Source organism: Pseudomonas sp. KCJK9058 (assembly GCF_046230975.1).
GTDB lineage: Bacteria > Pseudomonadota > Gammaproteobacteria > Pseudomonadales > Pseudomonadaceae > Aquipseudomonas > Aquipseudomonas alloputida.
The window spans coordinates 73463-87528 of the sequence record NZ_JBJJLR010000019.1; the positions used below are offsets into that span (position 1 = coordinate 73463).

Consider the following 14066-nt stretch of genomic DNA (forward strand, 5'->3'; position numbering starts at 1 on the left):
ATGACAGCCAGAACCCCGACCGGCCTTGGTGGTGATGCCAAGCAACGCCTGATCCAGCAAGCCCTCGCCCGGCGCCGCCATGTGGCTGCCGAGGGCGAGCAGGGCGCCACCCTGGAGCAGGTACAGCAGGCTGCCCTGAAGGTGCCCGAAGCGCACTATCGCTTTGATCAGCACCCGGGGTACCAGCAACTGCGGGTAATCCAGCAAAGCGCCATGCAGTTGGGCGTGAGCAACCCGTTCTTCCGTATGCACCAGGGCACCGCCGGTGCTCAGACGCAGATTGGCGAGCGCGAGTTTCTCAACTTTGCCAGTTACAACTACCTGGGCTACTCCGGCCACCCGACCGTGGCCGAAGCGGCCAAGGCGGCGATCGACCGCTACGGCACCTCGGTGTCGGCCAGCCGCCCCGTTTCTGGCGACCGCCCGCTGCACCGCGAGCTCGAGCGCGAACTGGCCCGCCTGTACGAGGTGGACGATGCGGTGGTGATGGTCAGCGGCCATGCCACCAACGTCACTACCATCGGCTACCTGTTCGGGCCACGCGACCTGGTGGTGCACGACGAGCTGATTCACAACAGCGTGTTGCAGGGTATCCAGCTGTCGGGTGCCCGCCGTCTGAGCTTTGCCCACAACGACTGGCAGGCGCTCGACCGCCTGCTGGGCGAGCAACGCCAGCACTTCGAGCGGGTGCTGGTGGTGGTGGAAGGCATCTACAGCATGGACGGCGACTACCCCGAGCTACCCCGGTTCGTCGAGCTCAAGCATAAGCACAAGGTTTTCCTGATGGTGGATGAAGCCCATTCGCTGGGGGTGATGGGGGCGACGGGCAAAGGTATTCGTGAGCATTTTGGGTTGGCTGGCGATGACGTCGACATCTGGATGGGGACCTTGAGCAAGACCCTGGCCAGTTGCGGCGGGTACATTGCGGGCCGCACGGCACTGATCGAGCACCTGAAGTTTCTGGCGCCGGGCTTCTTGTACAGTGTTGGCATGCCGCCGGCGGTCACGGCCTCTGCGCTGGCAGCGTTGAAGCTGCTGGCTGCAGACAGCGAGCGGGTAGCGCAAGTGCAGGCGCGAGGGGAGCTGTTCCTGCGCCTGGCGCGTGAAGCAGGGTTGGACACGGCGACCAGTACCGGGTTGGCGGTGATCCCGGTGATTACCGGCAGTTCGTTCAAAGCCGGGCGCTTGTCCAGCGCCCTGTTCGAGCGTGGCATCAATGCCCAGCCGATCCTGTACCCCGCGGTGCCGGAGCATTCGGCGCGGGTGCGGTTTTTTGTGTCTTGCGAGCATACGGAAGAGCAGATCAGGCATACCGTTGCGGTGGTGGCGCAGGAGATGGCGCGGCTGGGGTGAGGGCCACGCTTACAGCCAGATAGCATCCCAGTGTGGGTATTCGCCGACATTGGGTGTCAGGCCGGCCCTGACCGGGTTGGCAATGATGTAGCGAGCGGCGTTGAGCAGGTCATCATCCTTGCGCATGGCGCGATCGCAGTAGCCCGCCTGCCAGATGGGGGTGGTTGTTACGCCAGCCTTGTGCAAGGCAAGGCTGGACCTTGATTTGAAGCGGCGCATCAACGTGGCCAGCGTCACCTGTTTCAGTTCTATCAGCCAGTGCACATGGTCGGGCATGACGACCCAGGCCAGCGTGACGCAGCTGTTTTCCCGGTCTGCCTGGCGTAGGTGATTGACCACCAGCCTGGCCAGGTTGAAGTTGTGAAACAGGGGGCGGCGCTGGTGGGTGACTGTGGTCAGCATATACAGCCTGCCGGGGTGTGAAACCCGATGGCGGCGCAGATGGTGGGCGTGGGCGTAGTGCATGGGGTCATCCTTGAGGCTTCGATAGTTCGAGCCAGCGTAGACGCCCTCCAGGCGCCAGCAGCGATTCAACCATTGCAGAATGTGCCCACTGACCAGGGGGGCGGTGATTGGCCAGGGATATTGGCCAGCAGGCCCGGCCCTTTCGCGGGTGAACCCGCTCCTACACGACGGTCTGTGTCCAACCACCGATCTGTGCCCACCCCCGATCAGGTGTAGGAGCGGGTTTACCCGCGAATACGGTGGCGGCAGCAAAGGTGAACGGCCAGGGACATTGGCCAGCAGGCCCGGCCCTTTCGCGGGTAAACCCGCTCCTACACGACGGTCTGTGTCCAACCACCGATCTGTGCCCACCCCCCGATCGGCGTAGGAGCGGGTTTACCCGCGAATACGGTGGCGGCAGCAACGGTGAACGGCCAGGGACATTGGCCAGCAGGCCCGGCCTCTTCGCGGGTAAACCCGCTCCTACACGACGGTCTGCGCCCAACCACCGATCTGTGCCCACCCCCGATCGGCGTAGGAGCGGGTTTACCCGCGAATACGGTGGCGGCAGCAACGGTGAACGGCCAGGGACATTGGCCAGCAGGCCCGGCCCTTTCGCGGGTAAACCCGCTCCTACACGACGGTCTGCGCCCAACCACCGATCTGTGCCTACCCCCGATCGGCGTAGGAGCGGGTTTACCCGCGAATACGGTGGCGGCAGCAACGGTGAACGGCCAGGGATATTGGCCAGCAGGCCCGGCCTCTTCGCGGGTAAACCCGCTCCTACACGACGGTCTGCGTCCAACCCCCGATCTGTGCCCACCCCCGATCAGGTGTAGGAGCGGGTTTACCCGCGAATACGGTGGCGGCAGCAACGGTGAACGGCCAGGGATATTGGCCAGCAGGCCCGGCCCTTTCGCGGGTAAACCCGCTCCTACACGACGGCCTGCGTCCAGCCACCGGGCCGGGGACTGGGCGTGGGTCAGATATGCGGTGCCTCATACGCATTCAACTGCTCCACAAACCGCCAATGGCTCTTCTTGCCAAACCCCATCAACCGCTTCAACCGGATATCCCAACGCATGTGGTGGTTGGCAATCCATGGCAATGCAAACAGGTGCGCCCCGCGCCAGGGGATGAACGGGTTACGCCGCAGGCTGGCATAAATCTCGACGCGGTGGCTGGCCTGATGGCTTGCACAACGGGCATGGAAACCAGACGTGTCCGCCACCACCAGGGTGTTGGCTGGCACCGCAAAGCGACGGGGCGGCGGCAAGCCGAGGGCCGCCAGCTCGGGCTCGTCGATGCGGAATGAACCCTCACGGTGCATCTGCTCGCCGGAGCGCGCCGCCCCCAGGCTTTGACGGTACTCCCAGGCCAAACGCTCCGGCGTCAGGCGGTGCGACCCCGGCACATAACTGAACGGCCCTTGGTCATCCGCCACATCGTCCAGAAACAACCACGCCTTCGCCGTGGGGTGAAAGGTGTCGGCATGCAGGCGGGTCTGCGGGTCCTGGTCGGCATTGGCGGCGTCGATCACGATCGACTGCAACTGGTAGGTAATACCACCGGTATTGGACGACGCATAGGCAATCAGGTCGCGCACCCCACGGTCCGCCACAAACGCCGCACTGGCCGGGTTTTGCGCCAGCACGTCCTGGTCAAGGCTGACCCGGCGGGTAACCGCGCGGCCCTGGCGCATTTCCCAGCCGGTGCTGCGCAATGCACCCAGCTCGGCGCGCAAGGCCGCAAACTGCTCGGCAGGCAGGGCGTTTTCACGAATGAAAAAACCGTTCTGCTCAAAATGCGCGCGCTCACCGGCATCCAGCCGCGAGGCCAGCGCATTGCGACGGTAACCTGCCATGGCCATCGCCAGCTGACGACGCTGCACATGCAGGCCCAAGGCATTGAGCCGGGCACTGCCCAGCACCGGGTTGTTCTCGAACGACTTGGCATGGGTAGCCAACTGCAGGCAATGCCAGGGGAGTGCCGCGTAACGGCCGATGTCCTTGATCGAAACAGGCATGATCTAGTCCTTTGATGGGGCCAATGGCCGGCCACAGCCGAGCATGGTCCGGGTATAGTTGAGCAACGGCGCCACTCGCCGATAGGCCACCGGCGCCGGGTGTGGCGCGCTGAGGCAGGCGAGGGCGTGCCAGGCATCGCAGGGCAGGTCTTGCTGGACGTCGGCATAGCGCGCATAGCGCAACAAGGCGCCGGCTACCAACTGGTCCAGGGTTAAACGCCGGGTGCGGCGGGGCAAGGGCTGATGGTCCTCGGTCAGGCCCCAGCCGGCATAGAACGGCGTGCCATAGGTGACCACCGGCAGCCCGCGCAGCAAGGCCTCGAAACCAGCGGTGGAACTGAGCGTATGCAGCGCATCGACCTGGCCATACAGGCTGGCGATGTCCACACCCGCCAGTACCTGATCGGCCAGCCCCACCAGCTGTGCCGGGGCGATGTGCCCGCGGCGCTTGCCGGCTTCCACGTCGGGGTGCGGCTTGTACAGAATCCAGGCATCCGGCAACCGCGCACGCACCTGTTGCAGCAGCCGCAGGTTGCACCCGGCACCGCCACCGCTGCACAGCGCCGAGGCGTCATCCTCGACCTGGCCCACCACCAGTACCCGCTGCTGCCCCGGCTGCCCCAGCAGTGCCGGGCGCACATTGCTGCGCAGGTTGAACTTGCTGGTGCCGCTGGCAACGATCTGCGCCCGCAAGCGCGCCGCTTCGGCCAGGCATGGGGCGTCGAATTCGCCATGCTGCAACAGCTGCTCCAGGTCGCTGGCAGACTGCGCATCGTAATGAATGCCACCCCGGTCCAGCACCAGTGACAGCGCCGGGCTGTTGGTCGCCCCCAACCCCGTGGAGCGCAAGAAACCATCCTCGACCCGCCACACTGGCACCCCCGCCTGACGCGCACGTTCGGCCAGGCCGGCCGGCTCGCGCGCAGCCCATACCAGCAGCCGACCCTGTTCGGCTGCTACCTGGCTTATCAGTTGCGGGCTGTCCACGCTGAAGCGCAACTGCCCCCAACGGCTTGCGAAAAAACGCCGGATGTTGTGCTGCTTGTGCCGCTTCACGCCCAGCACCGTGGTGGGGCCGGCAAACGCAGCATCGCGGGCTTTCTTGCTGGCCAACTGGCGGGCAACGGTCAAGGCATCGGTCAACTGGCCGCTCAATGGGTCGACATAACGGCAGTAACGCACATAGGCCGCCGCCACCAGTTGCACAAGGTCTGGCCGTGCCTGCCGGCGAGCAATGGCCATGCGGTCATCGGTCAGCCCCCAGCCCGCATAGAACGGCAGCCCGAAGCAGGTGACCGGCACGCCCTGGATCAACGCCTCCAGCCCGGCCTGGCTGGTCCCCACGTACACCCGCCGGGCACGCCGGGCCAGTGACGCCCAGGCTACCGGCCGCGCCTCCAGCGTTACCCCACGGGCCCGCGCGGCATCCAGCAGACAACTGGGCTTTTGCCCGCCCAGGCAGTCCGGGTGAATGCGAACGCGCACGTCGGCATCCGGGTTTTCTGCCAGGGCCTCATCCAGCATTCGCACGTAGTCGGCTTCGCATAGCCCGCCGCCCGGGATCGAATAATCCCCGGCAGTCTGGTCCACCACCAGCACCAGCGGTCGTTCACGGCCCAGCGGGTCGTCGTCGGGCAGGTCCTGGGCGTTGTTGTACTTGCCGATGCCGCTGCTGCGCATCAAGGCAATCAGTTCGCGGGCGCAATTGAGTTCGTATGCGCTGAGCGCCTCGGGCTGCTGCAGGATGTTTTCCAGCAGCGAAGGGCGGTCGGCCAGGTAGTGGATGCCCACCGGGTCGACCACCATGGACATCGGCGTATCGCCCTCGATGCCCAGCGAAGAAGACCGCAAAAAGCCGTCTTCCAGCGCAATGTAGGGCAGCCCCCAGCGCTGGCACAGCACCCGGGCATGGGCCGACGACTGCTTGTAGCCGATACCGGCAATGGCCTTGAGCCCCTTGGGCGCCTTGCGGCCACGGCGCCACAGCCAGAAGGGCGGGCCTTCCGGGCCGAGGAACTGCGGCAGGTGCAGGACCTTCCAGGCCACCCATTGCGACATGATGCCGACCCAGCCGGTGCCGTCTACCAGGGCATCGGGTGGCGAGTAACCTTCGGGCGGGTGGGGTAAAAAGGGAGGCGTGTTGTGCATTACACGGCCCGCCACATGTTGCGCACCGGCGGGAACGGCACCCAGCGCTTGCGGCGCAGGGCAAAGCCATTATGCAGGTACAGGTGCTGCGCCCGATGATTGCTCAGCGGCACCTCCAGCTCTACCTGGGTAAAGCCCTGGCCGGCGGCGTGCGCGCAGCACGCCTGCACCAGCGCCGAGCCTACGCCGTGCTGGCGTGCGGCCTTGCTGACCCGCAGCCCGTACAGCAAGAACGGGTAGCGCCATTCGCGCAGTTCGCTCAGGCAGAACCCAATAAACCGCACCCAGCCGCTCAACAGGCCAAACTCACGCACGAACGGCCGCCAGTGCCAGGCAAACGGCCCGCGCCGGCCATGCTTGAATGCGGCAAAGCCCAGTGCCTGCTCGCCGTCGAAGGCCAGCAGCACACGGTCCCAGTGGATAGCCGACCCCAGCAGGCGATAGCGGCAGGCCGTATTGCCAATCAGGAACGCCAGCGACCCCCGCCCCTCGGTCAGCAAGCGGGCCAAGGCGGGGTCTGCGGCACGCTCCGGCGACAGGTCCGATCCCAAAACGATACGCACCACGTTGTCAGGCTACCCCGGCACTGGCCACAGGCGTGTCCTGGCAGGTTGCCGGCGCCAGGGCATGGGCCAGCAATGTGCTGGACAACTGCTGCACCGGCATGGGCTTGGCCCCGCAGCCAGGCTGGCGGCGGTTGGACCACACCAGGTAGTCGGTATCACCTGCGGGCGCACCAACAGCCTGGTACACCTCGGGCAGGATCGGCACGTGGTCGCCAAAGAAGCACAGCAGCGCCTCGTTCGGCTGGGCCAGCAAGGTTTCGCGCAGCATGCCCAGCATGCGGTCGGCATTGCCGATGTGCCGCAGGTAGGGCGCCAGGTCTTTCATGCCCGGTTGCAGCGGGCGGTCGAACCAGGTGGGCAGCTCGTGCGCGGCTACGCTTTCCAGGTGCAACGGGCCATGGTTTTCCATGGTGACCGCATGGATGAACAGCGGCTGGGTGCGGCCTGGCGCCTGCAGCAGCGCGCGGATTTTGTCTGCCACGGCGCAATCACCAATGAACGGCCCGGCCTTTTGCGAAGCGTTGAACGCCTTCACATCGATGAATTCATCAAAGCCCAATGCCGGCAACACCTTGTTGCGGCCATAGAAACCACCATCGTACGGGTGGATGCAAATGGTCCGGTACCCCTGCGCCTTGAGCCTGGCGGCGATACTGGGCAGGCCCTGGCGGGCCAGCACCCGGTACGGGTTGAAGCGGTGCACGCCCAGCCGGTCGGCAGGGATGCCGGTAAGGTAGGCGAACTCGGTCCGCACCGTATTGGCGCCCCAGGCCGCCACCTGCAGTTTGCCCCGGGCCAGCGCCTGGCTGGCCAGCAGGTCGTACTGTTCGAGCACTTGCGGACGCACGCCAGGCCACAGCCCACGCACATCGAAGAACGACTCACTCTGCACCGAGACCAAGTCCGGCAGCGCCCCGGCCTGGGCCACTGGCGGCTGCGAAGAGACCGGCACAGCCCCACCCGCAAACGGCGAGCCCAGCCCGTCCCGATCCACCGGCGCCCGCGCCGCCCAGAAGTACCGCCACAAGCTGGCCGCCAACCCCCAGCCACGCACATCCTGCTCGGCATCAAAGCTCGGCTTCACAGGCCGATGCCCCAAGCGCAGCAAGCCCAGGCCCAGCGCCAACGGCAGCAACGCCTCAAGCCGCGCGCCCGCCACCTCGAAGCTCAACCCCGCCCACAGGTAAACCAGAAAGCCCACCGCCAGCAGCGCGGCCTTGCCAAAGCCAAAGAACGGCAAGTACAACCGCGGGAACTTCACTGCATCGCTGAAATACTCGAAATCTGCACACACAAACGGCTCGCGCAGCGAGTGATACTTGGCGTTGCTTACCAGCACGATCAGCAGCCACAGCAGCAACACATTCACGCCACTGAACAACGGCCGCGCCGTCAGGGCATACAACAGCCCGAAGGCCACACACCACAGCCCCGCGTGCAGCAGCCAGCAATCGGCCGGGCGACGCAGGGCAGGGCGGGGAACCAGCAGGCGCTCGACCGCGACGGTCAAGCCCAGGCCGATCAAAGCGACCGGCAACATGGAAACATCAATCACTGTACTTCAACCCACGCAGGATCATCGAAGAAAGCCACTGCGGGATAAGCCCCAGCAGCCAGGTGCCCAGGTTGAGCGGGAACGGAAAGCTGATACGCGCCTGGTTCCCCGCCAGCCCGCGCTTGATACGCCTGGCCGCTTTGTCGGCGGTCCACAGAAAAGGTTTAGGCCCGGGCATTTCGAAGCACATCTTCGACTCCACATACCCCGGCACAATCACATTCACTTTTACCCCTTCCGGCGCCAGCCAGTCGCGGATGGCCTCGCCGTACACCCGGATGGCGGCCTTGCTGGCGCTGTAGGTCGGTGTGACCGGCAAGCCACGCCAGCCCGCCAGCGAGCTGAACAGGGCGATCTGCCCGTCGCCACGGCTGCGCATGGCGGGCAGGGCGGCCTCGACGGTGGCCAGGGCGGCCATCACGTTCACTTCCATCAGGGCGCGGCTGTCGTCCCAGTCTTCCGCTTCGCCATTGGCGCCCACGGCGGTGTTAAGCCCTGCGCCCACCAGCACCAGGTCGGGCTGATGCTGCTCGCTTACCCGGCGCACCATGGCCCGCAGGGCGTCCAGGTCGCGCACGTCGAGGGCTTCCAGCAGCACCTGGGCACCCAGGGCGCGGCATTGTTCGGCCATTTCGGCCAGGCGGTCCTGGCGCCGGCCTTGCAGGATCAACGTCACCCCCGGGGCGGCGTAGGCAGGCGCCAACGCGCCACCGATACCGCCTGTGGCGCCGGTGATGAGGATGCAGCGGGGTGAGGCATGCGAACTCATAGGTATTTTTCGATTCTTGAGGTTTTCGCCATCAGCACTTCCAGGCAGTTGGCCACGGCCATGTCCATGCCGCAGGCGGTGTAGAAGCCGCCGTTGACCTGGGTGGTGTGGATGACCGTGTTGCGGAAGCGTTGAAACAGCGTGTTGTCGGGCGCTTCGGGCTGCTGCCAGAAATCATCCAGCCCGCCCTGGTGGGTTAGCCCCGGCATCGCGTAGATCGGCTCGGCCAGCGTGCAGGTAGGGCGGTGGTGCAGCAATGCAGAAGCCCCCGCGGTACTGTTGACGGTGATCATGCCGGTGATGTGCGAGAGCAGCGTAGGCATGTGCCCGCTTTCCATGAAGTCGACACGCTCGGCCACGTCGTACTTGCGCGCCAACTGCTCGGTGACCTTGCGGTAGTTGACCAGCCCGGGCGTCAACGGGTGGTTTTTCACCAGCAGGCGCGCATCGAAGGGCGCGTTGAGCGAGAACGAGTCGATCACATGCTCGATCACCTGGGTCATGTTCTGGAACGGCGAGTGGTCGCGGATTTGCGCATCGCTGTCCAGCTGCAAGGGCAGCAAAAACGTGGGGTGCCGCTCGCGGGCCACTTCGGCCACCAGCGCGTCGTCATGCACACGGGCGCGCAGCAGGCGCATGCCCTGGCGGATGAACCCGGCGTACTCCTTGGCGGCGTTGAACGGGGCATGGGTGCGGTAGCGCGGGAAGCACAGCCGGTTCAGCGCGCCGCCGGCGTGGTACAGCACATCGTGCGTGGCACGTGCGGCGAACGACAGCTTGAACGGGTTGCCATTCTGATAGCGCGGAATGTACTTGCCCACATCGCGGTACCACTGCGGGTCACGTGGCAAGCGCGAGTTGTTGTTGACCCCATCGCGCTCCAGCGTCACCCAATAGGGCCGAAAGTAGCCTTCCTCGAACACGTGCACGCGAATACCCGACAACCGCGCCAGGGTCACGGCCGGGCGGTGTACCGGGCGGCAGTCGCCGAATAGCACCAGGTCGGTGATACCCAGTTGGCGGAACACCTGTGAATACCAGGCCTCCATGTCTTCCGGGGCGTGCGGGCAGGTCAGCTGCGCGCCGCCGGGGCCATACAGGGCGTCACCGACGTTGAAGCGCACACTGTGCACCCGCTGGCCGATATCCCGCAGCCCCTTGGCAAGGCGGCTGAAGAAGGGCGAACTGACACCCTGAAGCAGCAGAAAATTGTGTGACGGGATACGCAGCAGCGGACCACGCGTCGCCCTTGCATTCAGTTGGTCGGGCGCTTCATGCCCAACAAACTGCTCAAGCGTCGTTTCAAGTCCTGCCATCGGGAGGGAGCTCCAGGCTGCGGTAAGGCGTGCCAATTTTGTAGTTCGTATAAGGTTCGTTCGGCGGTGGTGAAGCGGTTGGTCACCAGGCTTACGTAAGTGGGGTAGAGCAGCAGCGTGCCCGCTACCAACTGGTCCAGCGTCAGTTGTCGGCTGCGCCGTGCCTGCACCGGTGCTTGAAGGTCCATGTCGCAGGTCAGCCCCCAGCCGGCGTAGAACGGCTGGCCATAGGTCGTCACCGGCACACCGCGCAGCAGGGCCTCGAAGCCCGACTGCGAGGTCAGCACATGCAATTCGTCGACCACTTCCAGCAATTGCTGCAGTGGCGTATCGCCGATCACTTCATCGCACCAGTGCACGGTTTGCGCTTCGTCGTCACCGCGGGCGCGCGTGCCGGCCAATACCTCTGGGTGGGGTTTGTACAACACCCACGCATCAGGGTTTTGCTCACGCACGGCGCGCAGCAGTTGCAGGTTGCTGCGGATACGGTTGCCGCCAAAGCGGATGGACGCATCGCCCTCCACCTGGCCAGGCACCAGGATCACCCGTTGCGCATGCGGGGGGCGCTGCCAGCTGGCGCCGGGCAAGTTGTACTTGGTCAGCCCCGCCGCGCAGATGGCCAAGCGCAAAGCATGCGCGCGGGCTAACAACTGCGGGTCGAACGGCTCTTCAGCCAGGATGCGCTCCAGGCGCGAAGGCCGGGTGGCGTCGTAGTAAATACCCAGGTCATCGACCACCCACGACAATGGTCGCGCCTTGCCGGCGCCCAGGCCGACCGAGCGCAGAAAGCCGTCTTCCACTCGGTTGACGGGCAGTGGGTGGGCGCTAAGGTGGGTGTCGTGCTTGCAGCCCCAGGACACCACGGGCAAGTCTTGCGCCAGCGGTTGCTCGGGCTTGACGAAGCGAATGGCCGCGCCATTGAAAAACAGGTTTGCCAGCGGTTCTTTCCAGCGGCTGAAACCCAGCATCTGTACTGTGCCTGGCAACACGCTGCGGTGCCGCCGTTGCAGGCCCAGCCAGTTGATCAGCACCTCTGGCGTGCACGGCTGCCCACGTTCCGGGCAGACATAGCGCGGGTAGGCCACCAGGCTGGCATGAATCAGTTGCGCCAACGGCACAGGCTTGCGGCGCGAAGGTGCCGGCAAGCGGTCGTCGGTCAGCCCCCAGCCGGCATAGAACGGCATGCCCCAGGTGTGCACCGGTACGTCCCAAAGCAGGGCATCGAAGCCCAATTGCGACGTCATCACGAACACTGCACGCATGCGTGGCAGCAAATCGGCCGGGTGAACGTTGTGGGCCAGTACCTGCACCCGCGGGTTGCCGGCCAGCGCTGCCAGGTCGAAGTGCCCGGCCTTGCGCCCGGCCACCACGTCGGGGTGCACCTTGAGCACGATGGTGCTATGCGGGTAGCGGGCCAATGCCGCCTCCAGCATGGCCCGGAAGTCGCTGGCCCCTGCACCCTGCAACGAGGCATCGCCACAGGTCTGGTCGGCCACCAGCACGCAGTCGGCCGGCAACGCTGGCAGTTCGATGCGTGCGTCGTTGTACTTCGACACCCGTTGCTGCTGCCACAGGTCACGTAGCGCCAGGGCGCGTTGGGTTTGCTCGGCGTCGAGGGGCGTGGCGATCAACTGTTCGAGGCGGGACGGCTGGGAAGCGTCGTAGTACACGCCCACGTCATCGACGATCAGCGACAGGGGCGGCTCGTCGGCGCCCAGGCCCACGGAACGGATGAAGCCGTCTTCCAGCGTGAGAACGGGCTTGCCAGCCTTGTGCGCCTCGGCCATTGCCTTGATGGCGCTTGGCTTGCGGCCCCAGGCCATTACCCAATCAGCGAGCTCGACATCGCGCACAGCACCGCTTTGCAGCGCGAATTCGGGCAGCAATGCAGGCAACGTACTGATGCGCTGGGCTCCTTTTGACAGGATCAGCAGGCGAGGGCGGGGCGAAGCGTCGTCCATATACGTGGAGCGGCATCCATTCAGCAAAGGGGCGGCATGGGCCTATAGCCCTGCGGGTCCGGTGGAAACAAAGGATGGCGAATCTTAATACAAATTCACATTTGTAGGCGCGCCGCTGGGCAAAAATCGCGAAAAGAAATTAGACGATATGTGCAGATGATGACCTATGGCATCAAAATGACATCCGATCCCGGCAAACTCCTCGAAACCGCGGCGTACCACCCCGCTGGGGAACGTAACGCACGCCTGTAGGAGCGGGTTTACCCGCGAAGCTTTTTCCCCTGTGGGTACAAAAGCTCATTTACTCCTGATCCAGCATCCCCAGCAAATAGTTGTATTTCTCCAGCAGCAACGCCATCCGGTCGCGCTCCTTGTACTCAGCGACCGTTTCTGGGCGCAAGCAATGGAACAGCGCCGTGAGGAAAAACACGTAGCGCAAGTTCCCTAGCGCTTGTTCCACATCGAAGCGCTCCGGCAGGGCTGCTCGGTACGCTTCGATGAACTCGGCCTGCGCTGCCAGGAATACCTTCATGTCCTTGCGCCGGAACAGGCTGCCCAGGTAGGCGCCGCCGTCAAAGCCAATCCGCCCTACCTTTACCTCGCTCCAGTCGATGAGGTGAAGTTGGCCCTTATCGACGAAGAGGTTTTTCTGCAGGTAATCCATGTGGCTGATACATCGGGGGCTGCGACGGGCCTCGGCTGCCATCTCATGAGTCAGCGGTACAAACGCCTTGAAGTGTTCTGCCAGGCCGGAAAAACGCTGGTCTTCAAGCCCAAGCTTAACCAGCTCTGGGAAGCAGCGGGCAAAGTTGAAGCGTGGTCGCAAGAGGAACCATGGTCTGAAGAAATCCATGCTCCACAACAGGGGGGTCTTGCCAAGCGGTTGGGCTTGCAAATAGTCGTGGCTGAGTGCTTCAAGCTCGGCCATACCCAGCGCCAGTTGCTTGGCAATTTTGTGCATTCGCGGCGGTTTGCCGCGTACGAACTCTGTGAAGATCAAGCTCTCAGATGGCGTCTCGATCACGCCCAAGCAGGCGGGGTAATGGAAGTGCTTGCTGCCAGCCAGCATTCCCTCGGTGCGATGGAAGCGGGCTTCCTGGCTTCCTATCAGTGCTAGCTTGCGAATCGACTTTTCCACAATCTCGACCGGCTGGCCGTTGCTCGGATCAACCAGGCGATGATGCCGCACGTATTTCACAAAAGAGGCGTTGCCGCCTAACACTTCGCTGGTGATCTCCAGCGGTTTGTCGGCCCATTCGGGTCTTAGCGCGTGCAGGTGTTCTTCGAGGGAGGCCCGCTGCCAGCGATAGAGCGTTTTGCTGCTCAAATTCGGGCTTGTAGGTGGGGTAATTACATCCATGTTGGCAATGCCATGCGTCCGGCTTAAAGCAGTGAAGGAAGGGTATGCTGCTGTATGAGAGTCTTGGGCACAATGAAAAATTGCATCAAGACATTGATTTGGAAGGGCAAGAGGCTGAGCGGCATGGCGTTTGAAGCTAGTCAACCTAAGGCATTGCGCTTCTGAGAGGGTTGACTTCGGGGGCTCTGTTCTCTTTTGGATGTTGCCCCAAACAGTCGGGTAGTAATGCACGCCACTGAAGATGTTTTGCGTAGCAAATGCGGTACATCCGCGGTACAAGGCCGCCCACACAGAGGACGGCGTGCGCAATACCCTATGGGAGCGACCTTGTGCTGCTAACGAGGGCCAAAGGCCCTCGCCTTACTTGTATCAGTCTTCCAGCAGCTTTTCGGCAGTACCGAGGATGTTCTCCAGGGTGAAGCCAAACTCTTCGAACAATGCCGAAGCCGGCGCCGACTCACCGTAGGTGGTCATGCCGATGATACGACCTTCCAGGCCGACGTACTTGTACCAGAAGTCGGCGTGGGCAGCTTCGATGGCGATGCGCGCACCGACTTCCAGCGGCAGT

At 64.2% G+C, this 14066-nt stretch carries 11 protein-coding genes; 1 reads left to right on the forward strand and 10 read right to left on the reverse strand.

Going from position 1 to position 14066, the window contains the following annotated elements; all coding sequences use genetic code 11:
• Nucleotides 1–1353 (forward strand): aminotransferase class I/II-fold pyridoxal phosphate-dependent enzyme, encoded by a 1353-nt coding sequence (locus ACK59Z_RS12910; RefSeq protein WP_054888755.1) that lies wholly within the window; start codon nucleotides 1–3, stop codon nucleotides 1351–1353.
• Between the two features lie 9 nt (nucleotides 1354–1362).
• On the opposite strand, the gene ACK59Z_RS12915 is transcribed toward ACK59Z_RS12910, so the two are convergent.
• From ACK59Z_RS12915 to ACK59Z_RS12960, 10 genes are all read right to left on the reverse strand, one after another.
• Complete coding sequence (locus ACK59Z_RS12915; RefSeq protein ID WP_409293131.1) at nucleotides 1363–1818, reverse strand: REP-associated tyrosine transposase; 456 nt, start codon at nucleotides 1816–1818, stop codon at nucleotides 1363–1365.
• A 961-nt stretch (nucleotides 1819–2779) separates the two neighbouring features.
• Entirely contained in the window at nucleotides 2780–3823 is a 1044-nt protein-coding gene (locus ACK59Z_RS12920; RefSeq protein WP_004577660.1) for a phytanoyl-CoA dioxygenase family protein, read from the reverse strand.
• Between the two features lie 3 nt (nucleotides 3824–3826).
• Nucleotides 3827–5971, reverse strand: coding sequence for a capsular polysaccharide biosynthesis protein (locus ACK59Z_RS12925; protein ID WP_409293133.1), 2145 nt, complete (start codon nucleotides 5969–5971; stop codon nucleotides 3827–3829).
• Nucleotides 5971–6537 (reverse strand): N-acetyltransferase, encoded by a 567-nt coding sequence (locus tag ACK59Z_RS12930; RefSeq protein WP_012053362.1) that lies wholly within the window; start codon nucleotides 6535–6537, stop codon nucleotides 5971–5973. The genes ACK59Z_RS12925 and ACK59Z_RS12930 overlap by 1 nt, the downstream gene beginning before the upstream one ends.
• A gap of 4 nt (nucleotides 6538–6541) precedes the next feature.
• On the reverse strand, nucleotides 6542–8077 hold the full coding sequence (locus ACK59Z_RS12935) for an LTA synthase family protein (RefSeq protein WP_409293136.1): 1536 nt from the start codon (nucleotides 8075–8077) through the stop codon (nucleotides 6542–6544).
• Nucleotides 8078–8084: 7 nt separating this feature from the next.
• Nucleotides 8085–8861, reverse strand: coding sequence for an SDR family NAD(P)-dependent oxidoreductase (locus ACK59Z_RS12940; RefSeq protein WP_409293138.1), 777 nt, complete (start codon nucleotides 8859–8861; stop codon nucleotides 8085–8087).
• A complete protein-coding gene (locus ACK59Z_RS12945) occupies nucleotides 8858–10177 on the reverse strand; it encodes a capsule biosynthesis protein (RefSeq protein ID WP_054888763.1) in 1320 nt (439 codons plus the stop codon). Before ACK59Z_RS12945 ends, ACK59Z_RS12940 begins: the two co-directional genes overlap by 4 nt.
• Nucleotides 10117–12138, reverse strand: a complete 2022-nt coding sequence (locus ACK59Z_RS12950; protein ID WP_409293140.1) for a capsular polysaccharide biosynthesis protein — start codon at nucleotides 12136–12138, stop codon at nucleotides 10117–10119. Before ACK59Z_RS12950 ends, ACK59Z_RS12945 begins: the two co-directional genes overlap by 61 nt.
• Before the next feature lie 301 nt (nucleotides 12139–12439).
• Entirely contained in the window at nucleotides 12440–13498 is a 1059-nt protein-coding gene (locus tag ACK59Z_RS12955; RefSeq protein ID WP_409293142.1) for a phosphotransferase, read from the reverse strand.
• A 369-nt stretch (nucleotides 13499–13867) separates the two neighbouring features.
• A partial coding sequence (locus ACK59Z_RS12960) for a transketolase-like TK C-terminal-containing protein (RefSeq protein WP_409293144.1) occupies nucleotides 13868–14066 on the reverse strand: 199 nt, incomplete at its 5' end.

Excerpts from the sequence above, each read along its gene's own strand:
- ACK59Z_RS12910 (WP_054888755.1), top strand. The coding sequence starts at position 1 with ATGACAGCCAGAACCCCGACCGGCCTTGGTGGTGATGCCAAGCAACGC.
- ACK59Z_RS12915 (WP_409293131.1), bottom strand. The coding sequence starts at position 1,818 with ATGCACTACGCCCACGCCCACCATCTGCGCCGCCATCGGGTTTCACAC.
- ACK59Z_RS12920 (WP_004577660.1), bottom strand. The coding sequence starts at position 3,823 with ATGCCTGTTTCGATCAAGGACATCGGCCGTTACGCGGCACTCCCCTGG.
- ACK59Z_RS12925 (WP_409293133.1), bottom strand. The coding sequence starts at position 5,971 with ATGCACAACACGCCTCCCTTTTTACCCCACCCGCCCGAAGGTTACTCG.
- ACK59Z_RS12935 (WP_409293136.1), bottom strand. The coding sequence starts at position 8,077 with ATGTTGCCGGTCGCTTTGATCGGCCTGGGCTTGACCGTCGCGGTCGAG.
- ACK59Z_RS12940 (WP_409293138.1), bottom strand. The coding sequence starts at position 8,861 with ATGAGTTCGCATGCCTCACCCCGCTGCATCCTCATCACCGGCGCCACA.
- ACK59Z_RS12945 (WP_054888763.1), bottom strand. The coding sequence starts at position 10,177 with ATGGCAGGACTTGAAACGACGCTTGAGCAGTTTGTTGGGCATGAAGCG.
- ACK59Z_RS12950 (WP_409293140.1), bottom strand. The coding sequence starts at position 12,138 with ATGGACGACGCTTCGCCCCGCCCTCGCCTGCTGATCCTGTCAAAAGGA.
- ACK59Z_RS12955 (WP_409293142.1), bottom strand. The coding sequence starts at position 13,498 with ATGGATGTAATTACCCCACCTACAAGCCCGAATTTGAGCAGCAAAACG.